Source organism: Methylobacterium sp. J-059 (genome assembly GCF_022829485.1).
Lineage (GTDB): Bacteria > Pseudomonadota > Alphaproteobacteria > Rhizobiales > Beijerinckiaceae > Methylobacterium.
On record NZ_JAKSYA010000178.1, the window covers coordinates 129,508 to 145,028 of the forward strand.

A 15,521-nucleotide genomic window follows, 5' to 3' on the forward strand; every position below is an offset into this window, starting at 1 on the left:
CGGGGGAAGGAGCGCGCGCGAAACGCCTTCAGGCGGCGCCGCGGCTGCCGGCTTCGCCGCCGCCCTCGACGAAGGCCTTCAGCTCGTCGAGGGAGGCGAAGGTGAAGCGGCCCTGCGGCGTGTCCGCCTCGATCGCGCCGTCGGCGTACATCACGTAGGTGTTGCCGCCCGAGGCGTAGCGGCCGACGACCTCGCGGGTGTCCGGCTCGGGCTCGGGGGCCTCCCGCGCGGGCTCGGCATCGAGGCTCCGGCGCAGGGCCGGCGGCTCGGTCGGGGCGAACAGGTCGTCCTCCGGCTCGGGGGCGGGCGGAGGCGGGGGCGGCGGGACGTGCGCGGCCGGCTCCGGCTCCGGCGGCGTGAGGCCGGGGAGCGGCAGCTCCGGCTCGGCCTGCGCCTCGGCCGGCATCGGGGCGGCGGGCTCCGGCTCGTGCGCCGCGTGATGCGGGACCGCCGGTTCGGGGTGCGGGACCGCCGGCTCGGCATGGGCCTCGGCCGGCTCCGGCATCGAAGGCTCGGGGATCGACGGCTCGGCGTAGCCCTCCGTGAAGACCGGATCGGTCCGGCTCTGGCCGCCGAGCAGGCCGGCGCCGGCGGCCGGCACCAGCACGTTGGGCAGCATCGGGCGGGCCGGCGCCGGGTCGGTCGGCGCGGGCGCGGCCGGGACCGCGAGGGACGCCGGCGCGGGGGCCGCCGGGGGCAGGCGGACCCCGTCCTGCATCGTGCTGACGGCGTCGACGATGCGGCGGGCGTCGAAGGCGTGCGCGACCCGGCGCAGGCCCATCGCCACCACCGCGAGGCCGGAGAGCACCGCCCCGGCCGAGGCGACGGTCGCGCCCGCGATCACCATGGAGAGCCCGCTCTCCAGGCGGACGAAGGGGAACCCCTGGATCACGGCGACGACGCCGCCGATCACCATCGCGGCACTGAGCGCGAACAGCGCAATGATCATGGAACTCTCGAAGTCGGGGCCGGATACGCCAGGATCGTAGTAAGACCTTGCCGGCGTTTTGCAAAACGCCGGCGACCCGGAGTCGGCCCCGCGGCGTGGCGGTTTCCACGGGCTTCGTGCCGGTTCCGGCGTTGCCGCGGCGGGGGCACCGACTTACCTTCCGGTCGTTACCCCGTCGAGCGCGGCGCGCGGCGCGATTCCGCACGCCCGTCCAGAAGACCTCGACAAGACGGAGAATCTGATGACCTTCACCCTGCCGGAACTGCCCTACGCCTACGACGCGCTGGCCCCGTACATGTCGAAGGAAACCCTCGAGTTCCACCACGACAAGCACCACAAGGCCTACGTCGACACCGGCAACAAGCTGCTCGAGGGCACCGGTCTCGAGGGCAAGAGCGTCGAGGAGATCGTCACGGCGAGCTACGGCAACAACCAGCCGCTGTTCAACAATGCCGGCCAGCACTTCAACCACCTGCACTTCTGGCAGTGGATGAAGCCCAACGGCGGCGGCGCGATCCCGGGCAGCCTCGCCAAGAAGATCGACGAGGATCTCGGCGGCGCGGAGAAGTTCAAGGCGGACTTCATCCAGGCCGGCATCGGCCAGTTCGGCTCGGGCTGGGCCTGGCTCGCGGTCAAGGACGGCAAGCTCGCCATCATGAAGACCCCGAACGGTGAGAACCCGCTGGTGCACGGCGCCAAGCCGATCCTCGGCGTCGACGTGTGGGAGCACTCCTACTACATCGACTACCGCAACCGCCGCCCCGACTACCTCAAGGCGTTCCTGGAGAACCTCGTGAACTGGGAACACGTCGAGACGCTGTACGGCGAAGCCACCGCCTGAGGCGGCGTGGCGGAGGTCGCCGCTTGGCGGGCCGGGCGTCGCACCTCGCGGCGCCACGTCCCGGATCGGCGACGGCCTTCACCCATCTCTTGGACGATCACGCCACCGCCTCTTCCCTCCCCCCGACGGATCTCGGGCTTGCCCGAGATCCGCAACCCCGTGTGCCCAAGTCGGGCAGGCCCGACTTGGGTGCGGGGGGAGGGAAGCCACCCCTGACAGGCGTCGTCCCGCCCCGAGGCGTCCAGCACCGGCCGTTTTCGTCGCGTTCGATCGCACGGCCGGTGCAGGTCGACCAACGGGCCGCGTCCAAGCTTGGCGACGGCGGCGTCCATCCGCCTACGACGCACATTGTCCCGCCGGTCGGGAGCGCCCGTTTCCCGGCGCAGGTCTCCGAGGGGGAAATCGATGCCCGGCGACCTCGCAGGTCTTCTCGACGGCTCGGCCAACTGGATCGCCGACCGAACCGGAACCAGGCTGGCCCTTCCCCTCCTCGGCGCCCTGGCCGGTTTTGCGGCCGCGGCTCTGCGACTGTACTTCTCGCATCGGCGGAGGCGGATCGAACTCGAGCCCGATCTCAGGAAGCTCGAGGCCAAGCGTTGGAATGAGCACATCAAGCTCTATGGCAGCTTCTCGAACACGCTGGGGATCGCTATCGTAGGTGCCGCCTTCATCGTACCCTACGTCAAGGATCACAACCGGCCGCAGGGCGAAGCCATCTGGTGGATGCTCCTCGGCGCCGCGCTGCCCGCCTCCGGGCAGTTCGTCATTCGGTTCATCCAGAGCGAGAGTTGAGCGATGCCCGACACGAATCTCCTCCTTCTGCTGGTCGGCGTCGTCATCGGCGGGGCCGTGGGTTTCTTCGCTCTCGGCAGCCGGGCGTTCCGCCCGCGCGGCGCGGAACAGGGCTCGGCCAGCAAACCCGTCTCTGCGCATCGCTGATCCGCCCCCCCGGCTCAGACGGGCAACAGCCTTCATCCATCCAGGCGACGGTGAATCCACCCCAACTTCCCTCCCCCCCTCTGCGGGGGAGGGTGAGCCTCGCGTCAGCGAGGGTCGGGTGAGGGGAGCGCCATATCCGGACAGCGCGCTCCCCTCACCCGACCCGCTTCGCGGGCCACCCTCCCCCGCACCCAAGTCGGGCCCGCCCGATTTGGGCACACACGGTGTGGATCTCGGGCAGGCCCGAGATCCGTCGGGGGGAGGGAGAGGCGCTTCCGCTTCGGTCGCGGCGCATGACGTCGGCTTGCTGAGCCGCCGGCTCGCATCCGATCCGGCGAAAACCGCGCCCTGTGCGCCACCTCACACCGGCCCCGATCACCGCGCTTGACGCAGACCATGATGGTCATCATGTCCGCTTATACATGATGAACATCATGTTAGAGCAGGAGAGATCGGCCATGTCCACCAAGCCCGCAGTTCTCGTCACCGGCGCCTCGTCCGGGATCGGTGCCACCTATGCCGACCGCTTCGCGCGGCGCGGCCACGACCTCGTGCTGGTCGCCCGCGACGGGCAGCGCCTCGAAGCCCTCGCAGACCGGCTGCGGCGCGAGGCCGGCATCGCCGTGGACGTGGTCCAGGCCGACCTGACCGTGGAGGCCGACCTCGCCCGCGTCGAGGCGCGCCTGCGTGAGGACGCGCGCATCGGCGTGCTCGTCAACAATGCCGGCGCGGCGGTACTGGGGCCCTTCGTCGATCAGAATCCCGGTCCGCTCGCCGCCCTCATCGCCCTCAACGTCACCGCGCTGACGCGGCTCGCCAACGCCGCGGCGCCGCGCTTCGTCCGGGCCGGCACCGGCGCGATCATCAACATCGGCTCGGTCGTCGGCCTCGCCCCGGAACTCGGCATGTCGGTGTACGGGGCGACCAAGGCCTTCGTGCTCTATCTCAGCCAGGGGCTGCATCTCGAGCTCGGGCCCAAGGGGGTGCACGTCCAGGCGGTGCTGCCGGCCGCCACCCGCACCGAGATCTGGGAGCGCTCCGGCGCCGACGTGAACACCCTCGACAACGTCATGGAGGTCGGCGAGCTGGTGGACGCCGCCCTCGTCGGCTTCGACCGGCGCGAGACCGTGACGATCCCGCCGCTGCCCGATGCCGGGCAGTGGAGCGCCTACGAGGCCGGGCGCCAGGCGATGCTGCCCAATCTCGGGCGGCCGCATGCGGCGGAGCGCTACCGCGCGGCCTGAGCCGCCGGCGGCTCAGGCCAGCGCGGCGGCGGCGAGCCCGGCCTCGGTCAGGTAGGGCCGGAACAGGCTCGCCACCTGGGCCGCGCCCCAATCCAGGTGCTCGCGCCGGACCTCGCCGAGGCCGCGGCGCGAGCGCAGGTAGTCGATCCAGTAGGTCGAGACGATCCAGGCGTTGACGATCAGGTGCTCGGTCTCCGCCGGGCCGGCCCTGAGCAGGCCCGCCGCCTTCATCCCGGCGAGCGCCTGCCGGACGTGGTCCTGGCCGGAATCGCTGACCGTCTTCAGCCGCGGCCGCAGGGCCGGCGCGAGCCGGAAGATCGTGCCGCCGTCGCGGTAGAAGAAGCGCCACTCCCACATCAGCGTGAACCAGCCGGCGAGGTAGGGGGCGTAGCGCGCCTCGCCCGCCTGCGTCGCATAGGCCGTCGCCACCGCCTCGAGCCGTTGCTCGAAGGCCGAGAACAGCGCCTCCAGGATCTGCTCCTTGCGCTGGAAGTGATAGTAGAGATTGCCCTCGTTGATGCCGACCGCGGCGGCGATCTCGGCGGTGGTGACGGCGGCCGGCCCGCGCTCGTTGAACAGGTCGCGGCAGGCCGCGAGCACGCGGTCGCGCGTGCCGGGCTTCGCGACGCGCGTCGCGCCGCTCCTGCCCGCGGCCCCGGCAACGCCCTTCGGCAGATCCTTCGCGCGCGCCGCAGGGCCCGTCCTCATCGCCCCGTCCTCATCGCCTCAGGCCCGCCGTCCGACTTGGCCGCCCCATCGATCCACCCGCACCCTGATCCGGCCTGCGATCCGCCGAGCGCGGGGCGCGTCCGGCACCATCACGTTTCGCGCCAGATGCATTTTACGGTGGTAGCCCGTTGACGTCTATAAGGTGTCCACCTTAAATCGGGGCGACGCGCGAAACCGCCGGAGCCCGACGCCATGAACGACGCCTCGCCCCCCACGAGTCCGCTTCGGGCACCCGCCTCCGCCGCGGACGCCGCCCGGCATTTCGACGTGCTGGTCGTCGGCGCCGGGCTGTCCGGCATCGTCATGGGGCACTACCTGCAGACCGAATGCCCGCGGAAGACCTACGCCATCCTGGAAAGCCGCGACGCGATCGGCGGCACCTGGGACCTGTTCCGCTATCCCGGCCTGCGCTCGGATTCCGACCTCTACACCTTCGGCTTCAGCTTCCGCCCCTGGCGCAGCGACCGGGCGATCGCCGACGGCGCCTCGATCCTGAGCTACGTCCGCGAGACCGCGCAGGCCGAGGGCATCGACCAAAAGATCCGCTTCGGCACCCGGGTGGTGCGGGCGGCCTGGGATTCGGCCGCCGCCCTGTGGACCCTCGACGCCGAGGTCGGCGAAGCCGCCGAGCCGGTGCGCTACACCTGCGCGGTCCTGTCGGTGTGCAGCGGCTACTACGCCTACGACCACGGCTACAGCCCGGACTTTCCCGGGCGCGAGCGCTTCGCCGGGCCGGTGGTGCACCCGCAGGCCTGGCCCGAGCACCTGTCCTGGGACGGCAAGCGCGTGGTGGTGATCGGCTCGGGCGCCACCGCGGTGACGCTGGTGCCGGCGATGGCCAAGACCGCGCAGCACGTCACGATGCTGCAGCGCTCGCCGACCTACATCGTCGCCCTGCCGAGCCGGGACAGGATCGCGCATTGGCTGCGCGAAAAGCTGCCGGCCGGCCTCGCCCACCGGCTGACGCGGGCGAAGAACGTCGCGCTCGGCATCTTCTTCTACCAGTTCGCGCGCAAGAAGCCGGCGGCGATGACCAAGCGCATCCTCGACGGCGTGCGCGCGCAGCTCGGCCCCGACTACGACGTCGCCAAGCACTTCACCCCGAGCTACAAGCCGTGGGACCAGCGCCTCTGCCTCGTGCCGGACGGCGACCTGTTCAAGGCGATCCGCTCCGGCACCGCCTCGGTCGAGACCGACACGATCGCCAGCTTCACCGAGGACGGCGTCCGGCTCGCCTCCGGCAAGACGCTGCCGGCCGACATCGTCGTCACCGCCACGGGCCTCCGGATGAAGATGATCGGCGGGATGACGCTTTCCGTCGACGGCCGCGCGGTCGAGCCGGAGAACACGTTCCTGTACAAGGGCATGATGCTGTCGGGCGTGCCGAACTTCGCGGTGACGATCGGCTACACCAACGCCTCGTGGACCCTGAAGAGCGAGCTGACGGCACGCTACCTTTGCCGGCTCATCAACCACATGGACGCCAACGGCTTCGCGCGCTGCGAGCCCCTGGCGGATACCGGCCGGCTCAACACCGAGCCGACCCTGCCGCTGACCTCCGGCTACGTCACCCGCGCCGCGCACCTGCTGCCGAAGCAGGCCGACACCAAGCCGTGGAAGCTGCACCAGAACTACATCCTCGACACCGCCGCCCTGAAGTTCGGCCGCCTCGACGACGGCACGATGCGGTTCTCGCGCCGCGAGACGGCCAAGCGCGCGGCGTGAGCCTCCCTTCCCTCCCCCCGACGGATCTCGGGCTTGCCCGAGATCCGCACCCTGTGTGCCCAAGTCGGGCAGGCCCGACTTGGGTGCGGGGGAGGGTGGGCCTCGGCTGACGCGAGGGTCGGGAGAGGGGAGCGACAGTGCCGGATGCGGCGCTCCCCTCTCCCGACCCGCTTCGCGGGCCACCCTCCCCCGCAGAGGGGGGAGGGGAAGTGGACCGCGCGGTTTCATCCACCAAACATGCAGCGAGCCCCCATGCCGAACTGGAACCTCGAGAACCGCACGGCCCTGATCACCGGCGCGGCGAGCGGCATCGGCCGTGCGCTGGCGGTGGGGCTGGCCGCGCGCGGCTGCAACCTGGCGCTGGCCGACCGCAACGTCGCCGGGCTGGAGGAGACCGAGCGGCTGATCGCGACGAACCGGGTCCGCATCAGCTGCCACCCCCTCGACGTCGCCGACCGCGACGCCATCGCCGCGCTGCCGGCCGCGGTCGAGGCGGCCCATGGCGGCCTCGACGTGCTGATCAACAATGCCGGCGTGGCGCTCGGCGGCACCTTCGAGGACGTGACGGAGACCGATTTCGAATGGCTGTTCGAGATCAACTTCTGGGGCGTGGTGCGGATGACCCGCGCCTTCCTGCCGCTGCTGCGGGCGCAGCCCGAAGCGCGGATCGTCAACCTGTCGAGCCTCTACGGGCTGATCGCGCCGCCGGGCCAGACCGCCTATTCCGCGAGCAAGTTCGCGGTGCGCGGCTTCTCGCAGGCGCTGCGGCACGAGCTCGCCGGCACCGCGATCGGCGTCACCGTGGTGCATCCGGGCGGCGTCGCCACCTCGGTCGCCGACAGCGCCCGCCTGCCCGCGCACATGACCGCCGAGGAGGCCGCCCGCGGCCGGGCCGCCGCCAACAGGATGCTGAAGCTCGCCCCGGAGCGGGCGGCCGAGATCATCCTGGCGGCGGTGGAGCGCCGGCAGGGCCGGGTGCTCGTCGGCTCGGACGCCAAGCTGATCGCGCTGATCGAGCGCCTCGTGCCGGTCTCGTACTGGAACGTCATCCAGAAGCTGCTGCCGCGCGACCGCGCCGCGACCTGAGCGCGGATCGCCGCGGGCCACGGCGAAAGCCTTGCCGCGCGGAGAGCGAGGCACACCTCTTCCCGAACGGTCCCGGACCGAAGCGAAGTGGAGCGCGCCGATGGACCACCCGATCGCCGACCCGGCCCAGGCCGGTGCCGAGGAAGGCCTGCTCGGGCGCCCGCAGGTGCGGGTCGACGGGCCGGCCAAGGTGACGGGCCGGGCGCGGTTCTCCTCCGACGTCGCCCTGCCGGGGCGCGCCCACGCCGCGCTCGTCACCAGCACGATCGTGCGCGGGCGCATCCGCGGCTTCGACCTGGCCGCCGCCGCGGCGACGCCGGGCTGCCTGCGGATCTTCACCCATCGCGACCTCGCCGGGCGGATCGCGCCGGTGAAGCACCTGATGGCCGGCGGCTACGCCAACAGCGCGCACCTGCCGCTCGGCTCGGACGAGGTCGCCTATGCCGGCCAGATCGTCGCCCTCGTCGTCGCCGAGACGCAGGGCGCGGCCGAGGAGGCCGCCGCCCGCGTCCGCGTCGCCTACGCGGAGGCGCCGTTCGCGGCCACCTTCGACGAGGCCGGCGCCGAGACCATGCGGCTCGCCGACCTGAAGCCCGAGCACGCGGATCCGCGCCGGGGCGATGCCGACGCCGCGCTCGCCCGGGCCGATATGCGGATCGCGGCGCGCTACGAGACGCCGGTGCAGCACCACAACCCGATGGAGCTGTTCACCACCGCCTGCGCCTGGGACGGCGGCCGGCTCACCGTGCACGAGCCCTCGCGCTACGTCGGCGCGCTCCAGCACGGGCTCGCCGCACAGCTCGGCATGGACCCGGCCGACATCCGCGTCGTGTCGGGGCCGATCGGCGGCCATTTCGGCTCGAAGCTCGCGCTGTCGCAGCACACGGCGCTGGTCGCCCTCGCCGCCCGCGACCTCGGCCGCCCGGTCGCGCTGGTGCCGACCCGGCGGCAGGGCTTCACCATCGCGAACCACCGCCCGGAGACGCGCCACGACCTCCGCCTGGGCGCCGACCGCACCGGGCGCTTCACCGCCCTGGTGCACGAGGCGGCGATGACGACCTCGCGCTTCGACGCCTTCGCGATGGAGGGCACGGACGTGACCGCGAGCCTCTACGCCTGCCCGGACATCCGCACCGACGAGCGCGCCGTGCGGGTCGACCGCAACACGCCGGGCCCGATGCGGGCGCCGCCCGAGGTGCCCTACCTGTTCGCCCTCGAGAGCGCGGTCGACGAGATGGCCTGGGCGCTCGGCCTCGACCCGATCGCGCTGCGCCGGCGCAACGACACGGTGACCGACCCGGTCTCGGGCAAGCCGTTCTCGTCGCGTCCGCTGATGGCCTGCTTCGATGCCGGCGCCGAGGCCTTCGGCTGGTCGCGCCGCATCCCCCGCCCCGGCGCGATGCGGGACGGGGCCTGGCGGGTCGGGCTCGGCTGCGCCACCTCGGTGCGGCCGGTGAAGATCGCCCCCGCGACGATGCGCGTCGCGCTTCGACCCGACGGCCGCGTCGCCGTCGAGACCGCGCACCACGAGATCGGCAACGGCATCACCACGCTGCTGGCGATGGCCGCGGCCGACGGGCTCGGCGTGCCGATCGCGGCGGTGACGGTGCGGCTCGGCGACACCGCGCTGCCCCCGGCCGGCATCTCGGGCGGCTCCTCGACCACGACGAGCCTGCTCAGCACCCTGGCGCTCGCCTGCGAGCAGCTGCGCGCGCGGCTGGCCGCCGCCTGCACCGCCGCCGGCGCGCCGCTGGCCGGCGCCGACCCCGCGCGCCTGCGCCTCGTCGGCCGACGGCTGGCGCGGGCCGACGGCGGCGGCATGGCGCTCGACGAGGCGGTCGCCCGGCTCGACCCCGCCGGGATCGAGACCCTGGCCGAGTTCGTCCCCGAGGGCGGCGGCGCGAAGAGCCTCGACGCGCTGCGGGCCGGCCACATCACCCTCAGCAGCGGCGGCGAGCACCTGTCCTGGGCGTTCGGCGCGCAGTTCGCCGAGGTCCGCGTCCACGCCGAGACCGGGGAAATCCGGGTTTCGCGCCTGCTCGGGGCGTTCGCGGCCGGGCGCATCCTCAACCCGCTGACCGCCCGCAGCCAGCTCGCCGGCGGCATGATCTGGGGCCTCGGCTCGGCGCTGCTGGAGGAGACCGTGCTCGACCGCGGCCACTACCGCAACGCGGATCTCGCCGAATACCTCGTCGCCACCGCGGCCGACACGCCCGAGATCGAGGTCCTGTTCGTCCCCGACGAGGACCGGAAGGTGAACCCGCTCGGCCTGAAAGGCTTGGGCGAGCTCGGCATCATCGGCGTCAACGCGGCGATCGCCAACGCGGTCTACCACGCCACCGGCCAGCGCCACCGCCGCCTGCCGATCCGCGGCGAGACCATGGCGTGACGGGGCCCTAGCGGCCGCACGCTTGCGTTGCCGGCGGCCGCGACCGTAAGCCTCCGCCGGGCTTCAGCAACGGTGGGCGGCGTGACGGCACTCGCATTCGGGACGAACCGGTGATCCGCGCGATCCTCTCCGTCGGGGGCTGGACGCTGGTGTCGCGGGTCACGGGCTTCGGCCGCGACGTGGTGATGGCGGCGGTGATGGGGGCCGGGCCGATGGCCGACGCCTTCGTCGTCGCCTTCCGCCTGCCGAACCATTTCCGCGCGATCTTCGGCGAGGGCGCGTTCAACACCGCCTTCGTGCCGGCCTATGCCGGGCTGTCGGAGGCCGGCGCGGACGGCGCGGCGCAGCGCTTCGCCGACCGGATCTTCACGCTGATGCTGGCGGTGCAGATCGCGCTGCTGGCGCTCGCGCTGCCGCTGATGCCGTGGGTGGTGCGGGCGCTGGCGCCGGGCTTCTCGCAGGATCCGCAGCGCTTCGACCTCGCGGTGGCGCTCACCCGCATCACCTTCCCCTACCTGCTGTTCATGACGCTGGTGACGCTGCTCTCCGGCGTGCTCAACGCGCAGCGCCGCTTCGCCGTGGCGGCGGGCGCGCCGGTGCTGCTGAACCTCGCGATGCTGGCGGCGTTCGCGCTGGCCTTCCTGTTCCCCGACGCGGCGCACGCCGCCGCCTGGGGCGTCGCGGTCTCGGGCGTGCTGCAGTTCGGGCTGCTGTGGTGGGCCTGCCGGCGGGCCGGCGTCGCGCCGCGGCTCACCGCGCCGGCCGTCCGCGATCCGGCGATGCGCCGGTTCTTCACCGTGCTCGGGCCGGCGGTGATCGGCGCGGCCGGGTTCCAGATCGCGACGTTTGCCGACACCATCATCGCGAGCTGGCTGCCGACCGGCGCGGTCTCGGCCCTGTGGTACGCCGACCGGCTCTACCAGCTGCCCTTCGGCGTCATCGCCATCGCCGCCGGCACGGTGCTGCTGCCGGAGATGAGCCGGCGGATCGCGGCCGGCGACGTCGCCGGGGCGCACGCCGCCCAGAACCGCGCCGCCGGGTTCTCGCTCGCGCTCTCGGCCCCGTTCACGGTGGCCTTCCTGACGCTGCCCGGCCTGACCATGGCCGCCCTGTTCCAGCGCGGCGCCTTCTCGGCCGAGGATGCCGCGCGGGCCGCCTCGGTGCTGGCCGCCTACGGGCTGGCGCTGCCGGCGGTGGTGCTGGTGCGCTCGGCGGTGGCGAGCTTCTACAGCCGGCAGGACACGCGGACGCCGCTCTGGGCCTCGCTCACCGCCATCGCCGTCAACGTCGCGCTCAAGCTCTGGCTCACCGGCCCCTACGGCGTCGCCGGGCTCGCGCTCGCCACCGCGATCAGCCAGTGGGTCAACCTCGCGCTGCTCGTCGCCCTCGCCTGGCGCCGCGGCTGGACCGCACCGGGGCGCACGCTCGGCCTCACGGTGCTCGGCGTCGCGCTCGCCTGCGCCGGCCTGGCGCTGGTGGCGGTCTACGGCCTGCCGCTGGCGGAATCCGTCGTGCCCGCCCTGCCGCGCGGCCGCGAGATCGCGGTGCTGGCGCTCCTCGGGATCGTCGGCGCGGCGATCTACGGCGGCCTGCTCGCGGGCCTGCTCCACCTGTTCGGGCTGCGCCTGCGACGCGCCTGAGATGGGCGGCGGCCGCGATCGCGGCGGTCGCGATCGCGGCAGTCTTGCAGCCCGGAAGATTGCACACCAGCAGTTGAGCTATCGTCCTCTATTTCACTCCTGAATTTAGATCTTCCAGGGAGCGAGGACAAACACCTGCGCGTGCTCGAATTCAGCGTCATTTAAGTCCTTCGCATTAGGATGACCTGAGTCGCACAATCCGAGGACCGTCCCATCATGCGGTTGACGATCAAGGCCGCGCTGATCGGCGTCATCGGCATCCTCACCGTCGGCATCGCCGGGCAGGGCCTGTTCGCCGCCTCCAAGCTGCGCGCCGTCAACGCCAGCGCGACCGAGATCGCGACGAACTGGCTGCCGAGCGTGCGCTGGATCGGCGAATTGAAATACGCCACCGCCCGCCTCCACCTCGTCGACGCGCGCTACGTTCTGGCGGCCGAGCCGCCGGCGGAGCTCGACGCGGTCGGCGCCACCCGCCTCGCGGCGATCGCGAAGGCCGTGACGTCCTACGAGCCGCTGATCTCGAGCCCGGAGGAGGCCGCCCTGTGGGACGGCTTCAAGGGGCAGTGGGCCGCCTATCTCGACCTGCGCAGCCAGCTCGTCGCCGCCGCGCGGGACGGCGACAGGGCACGCATGGTCGCCGCCTTCGACCGCTCGCGGATGCCGTTGGACGCGGCCTTGAAGGTGCTCGACGCGGATTCCGCCCTGAACGACCGGGGCGGCGACGCCGCCTCCGCCGACGCCGCCCTCAGCTACGACTCCGCCCTGCGGCTCACGGTGGCGGTCTGCGCCGGCGCCCTGCTCTGCGCGCTCTGCGGCATCGCCTTCGTGATGCGCGGCATCGCCCGGCCGCTCGACCGCATCATCGCCGCGATGGGGCGGATCGCCGGGGGCGACGCCACCGTGGCGGTGCCCGGCCGGGGGCGCCGCGACGAGGTCGGCGCGATCGCCGCCGCGATCCAGGTGTTCAAGGACAACCTGATCCACGCCCGCACCCTCGAAGCGGAGAGCGAGGCGGCGCGGGCCGGCGCCGCGGTGCAGCGCGCCGCCGCGATGCGCACCGTGGCCGACGGCTTCGAGCAAGCGGTCGGCGGGATCGTCGGCACGCTCGCCGCCTCCGCGACCGAGCTGCAGGCCACCGCCCGGACGATGACGGCGACCGCGACGGAGACCGCCGACCGATCCGCCACCGTGGCGGCGGCGGCCGAGGAGGCGGCCTCGAACGTCAACACCGTCGCGGCGGCCGCCGAGGAGCTCGGCGCGTCGGTGGCCGAGATCGGGCGCCAGGTCAGCGGCTCGGCCGACCTCGCCCAGGCCGCCGTGGCGCAGGCGGACGACACCGTCCGGCTCGTCGACGCCCTCAGCCGGGCGGCCGGGCGGATCGGCGACGTCGTCGGCCTGATCACCGACATCGCCGGCCAGACCAACCTGCTCGCGCTCAACGCCACCATCGAGGCGGCGCGCGCCGGCGAGGCCGGCCGCGGCTTCGCGGTGGTGGCCTCCGAGGTCAAGGCGCTCGCCGCCCAGACCGGCCGGGCGACGGAGGAGATCGCGGGCCAGGTCACGCAGATCCAGGGCGCGACCGGCCAGGCGGTGGAGGCGATCGCCGCGATCACCCGCCGCATCCGCGACATCGACGCGATGGCGACGACGATCGCGGCGGCGGTGGAGGAGCAGGGCGCGGCGACCCGGGAGATCGTGCGCAACGTCGGCCAGGCGGCGACGGGGACCGGCGCGGTGACGAGCACCATCGCCGGCGTGGCGAGCGCGGCCGAGGAGACCGGCGCCGCCGCCGCCCAGGTCCTGACCTCGGCCGGCGCGCTGTCGCGCCAATCCGGGCACCTGGGCGCGGAGGTCGACCGCTTCCTCGCCACGGTGCGCGCCGCCTGACGGCGTCAGGCCTTGCGCGACGGGCCGGCTACTCGTCCGGGTGCACCGCCGGCGACAGGTCGATCGGCAGGCGCGGGCCCTTCAGCTCGGCATCGCTCGGCAGCGCGCGCGCGTCCCAGCCGCCGCCGAGCGCCCGGATCAGGCCGACGGCGGTGGTGAAGCGGGCGAGCCGCACCTGCAGCGCCGCGACCTCGTTGTTGAGCTGCAGCGCCTGGGCGGTGACGACGGTGGTGAAGTTCTGGGTGCCGGCGCGGTACTCGTTCAGGGTGATCTCGACGGCGCGGCGGGCCAGCGTCACGGCCTCGTCCTGCGCCACCTGCTGGCGGGCGAGGATGCGCACGCCGACGAGGCCGTTCTCCACGTCGGCGAAGGCGGCGAGCACGGTCTGGCGGTAGTTCGCCACCGCCGCGTCGTAGGCCGCCCGCGCGGCGGTGATCGCGGCCGAGCGCGCGCCGCCGTCGAACAGCACCTCGCTGCCGGCCGCCGACACCGCCCAGACCTGGTTGGCCGCCGAGAGCAGGCCGTTGCTGGTGAGCCCCGAGATCCCGCCCGAGGCCGAGAGCGTCACGGTCGGATAGAGCGCGGCCACCGCGACGCCGATCTGCTCGCTCTGCGCCTGGACGGTGCGCTCGGCCTGGGCCACGTCCGGGCGGCGCTCGAGCAGGGCGGCGGGGATGCCGACCGGCACCGCGGGCGGCACCAGCGCCAGCGGCGCCACCGGCAGCGACAGCTCCGAGGGCGGGCGGCCGACGAGCGTGGCGATCGCGTTCTCGAACTGGGCGCGGGTGAGGGTCGCGGCGATCGCCGAGGCCTGGGTGGTCTGCACCTGCGTCTGCGCGGTGATCACGTCCGAGCGCGCGGCGACGCCGGCATTGTACTGGTTCTCGGTGATCGCCACCGTGCGCTTGAAGTTCTCGACGTTGGCGTTGAGCACCCGCACCAGCGAATCGGCGTAGCGCAGCGACAGGTAGTTGTTGGCCACCTCGGCCTGGATGGTCAGGCGCGTCAGCGCCAGCGTCGCGGCGTCGGCCTGGGCCAGGGCCGCCTCGGTCTCGATGGTCCGGCGGATGCGGCCGAACAGGTCGAGCTCCCAGCTCGCCTGCCCCTGGATCGACACGGAGGTGCGCTCGGAGCCCAGCGTGCGCGAGCGGGTGATGCTCGGGGCGCCGATGACCGTCGGGTAGAGCGCGGCCTGGGCCGACTCGACGATCGCCCGCGCCTGCCGGTAGTTCGCCACGGATTGGCGCAGGCTCTGGTTGTCGACGTCGACGAGGCGGATCAGCCGGTCGAGCGCCGGGTCCTTGAACACCCGCCACCAGTCGCCGCGCTCGGCCGCGTCGTTGGGGAGGCCGGGGCGCCAGTTCTTCCGCGACGCGACGAAGGCGACCGAATCCTCGCGGGCGCCGCCCCGCTTGAACGCCAGCGGCGTCTCGACGGACGGGCGCGCGTAGTCTGGGCCGACGACGCAGGCCGACAGGGCGGTGGTGAGGGCGACGAGACCGCCCGTCCTCAGGACATGGCGCCAAGCTGGGTGCGCATCCCCTCTCCCCGCACGCGGGGAGAGGGCCGCATGCACCGCGTCGTGCATGCGGCGAGCGGAAGCGAAGGTGAGGGGGCCGGGCAGGACGAGGCGCATCCGGATACGCCCCCTCACCGTCGGCTGCCGCCTCGCCGCGCCGACGACGAGGTCGTCGCGGCCCTCTCCCCGCGCGCGCGGAGAGGGGGGTGCGCCGACCCCGTCCTGCCTCCATCGGAACCGCATCATTCCCCCGCCGGCACCGCCGCCGCGCCGCCGCGGCGGCGGCCCCTCACCCGGTCCCGCACGCGGCCGGGGCAGCCGCACACGCCCGGCGCGGCCGATCCGGGTCTCGGTGAAGCGGAACGCGCCCGCCAGCAGCGGGCTCAGGCCGAGCTCGGCCTTGACGAAGCGCCCAGAGCCGCGACCTTTCGGACCCGAAGACCATCGAGAAGTTCGCCGCCGTGGTGCAGACGCTGGAGCGCTTTCGCCTGCTGACGATCCGCACCGTCGCCGAACTCACCGCCTTCGGCCCCCGGGTCTGGACGGGGGGGAAGGGGACGGCGATACGCACCC

At 73.2% G+C, this 15,521-nt stretch carries 12 protein-coding genes; 9 read left to right on the forward strand and 3 right to left on the reverse strand.

Annotation, left to right across the window (positions count from 1 at the left end; genetic code table 11):
- Positions 1-28: 28 nt before the first annotated feature.
- Positions 29-949, reverse strand: coding sequence for a hypothetical protein (locus MKK55_RS27545; RefSeq protein ID WP_243938812.1), 921 nt, complete (start codon positions 947-949; stop codon positions 29-31).
- Positions 950-1,190: 241 nt separating this feature from the next.
- On the opposite strand from MKK55_RS27545, the gene MKK55_RS27550 reads away from it, so the two are divergent.
- The 4 genes from MKK55_RS27550 (at position 1,191) to MKK55_RS27565 (ending at position 3,973) form a co-directional block, all read left to right on the forward strand.
- Positions 1,191-1,790, forward strand: a complete 600-nt coding sequence (locus tag MKK55_RS27550; protein WP_147729591.1) for a superoxide dismutase — start codon at positions 1,191-1,193, stop codon at positions 1,788-1,790.
- Positions 1,791-2,195: 405 nt separating this feature from the next.
- Complete coding sequence (locus MKK55_RS27555) at positions 2,196-2,582, forward strand: hypothetical protein (protein ID WP_243938814.1); 387 nt, start codon at positions 2,196-2,198, stop codon at positions 2,580-2,582.
- Between the two features lie 3 nt (positions 2,583-2,585).
- On the forward strand, positions 2,586-2,729 hold the full coding sequence (locus tag MKK55_RS27560) for a hypothetical protein (protein ID WP_187274983.1): 144 nt from the start codon (positions 2,586-2,588) through the stop codon (positions 2,727-2,729).
- A gap of 458 nt (positions 2,730-3,187) precedes the next feature.
- The gene (locus tag MKK55_RS27565; RefSeq protein ID WP_243938816.1) at positions 3,188-3,973 is read left to right on the forward strand and encodes an SDR family NAD(P)-dependent oxidoreductase; all 786 of its coding nucleotides are present in this window, start codon (positions 3,188-3,190) and stop codon (positions 3,971-3,973) included.
- A gap of 12 nt (positions 3,974-3,985) precedes the next feature.
- On the opposite strand, the gene MKK55_RS27570 is transcribed toward MKK55_RS27565, so the two are convergent.
- The gene (locus MKK55_RS27570) at positions 3,986-4,681 is read right to left on the reverse strand and encodes a TetR/AcrR family transcriptional regulator (protein WP_147844384.1); all 696 of its coding nucleotides are present in this window, start codon (positions 4,679-4,681) and stop codon (positions 3,986-3,988) included.
- Positions 4,682-4,894: 213 nt separating this feature from the next.
- Here MKK55_RS27570 and MKK55_RS27575 point away from each other — a divergent pair, with 213 nt between their 5' ends.
- From MKK55_RS27575 to MKK55_RS27595, 5 genes are all read left to right on the forward strand, one after another.
- On the forward strand, positions 4,895-6,427 hold the full coding sequence (locus MKK55_RS27575) for a flavin-containing monooxygenase (protein WP_279596386.1): 1,533 nt from the start codon (positions 4,895-4,897) through the stop codon (positions 6,425-6,427).
- Between the two features lie 252 nt (positions 6,428-6,679).
- Positions 6,680-7,513, forward strand: a complete 834-nt coding sequence (locus MKK55_RS27580; RefSeq protein ID WP_243938818.1) for an SDR family NAD(P)-dependent oxidoreductase — start codon at positions 6,680-6,682, stop codon at positions 7,511-7,513.
- Positions 7,514-7,613: 100 nt separating this feature from the next.
- On the forward strand, positions 7,614-9,902 hold the full coding sequence (locus MKK55_RS27585) for a xanthine dehydrogenase family protein molybdopterin-binding subunit (RefSeq protein ID WP_243938820.1): 2,289 nt from the start codon (positions 7,614-7,616) through the stop codon (positions 9,900-9,902).
- Positions 9,903-10,012: 110 nt separating this feature from the next.
- Entirely contained in the window at positions 10,013-11,542 is a 1,530-nt protein-coding gene (gene murJ / locus MKK55_RS27590) for a murein biosynthesis integral membrane protein MurJ (protein ID WP_243938822.1), read from the forward strand.
- Between the two features lie 216 nt (positions 11,543-11,758).
- Complete coding sequence (locus tag MKK55_RS27595; RefSeq protein WP_243938824.1) at positions 11,759-13,429, forward strand: methyl-accepting chemotaxis protein; 1,671 nt, start codon at positions 11,759-11,761, stop codon at positions 13,427-13,429.
- Positions 13,430-13,457: 28 nt separating this feature from the next.
- Here the strand turns inward: MKK55_RS27595 and MKK55_RS27600 are convergent, their stop codons facing one another.
- Positions 13,458-15,065 carry an efflux transporter outer membrane subunit gene (locus MKK55_RS27600; protein ID WP_243938826.1) on the reverse strand — a complete coding sequence of 536 codons (1,608 nt, stop codon included), beginning with the start codon at positions 15,063-15,065 and terminating at the stop codon, positions 13,458-13,460.
- Positions 15,066-15,521 lie beyond the last annotated feature (456 nt).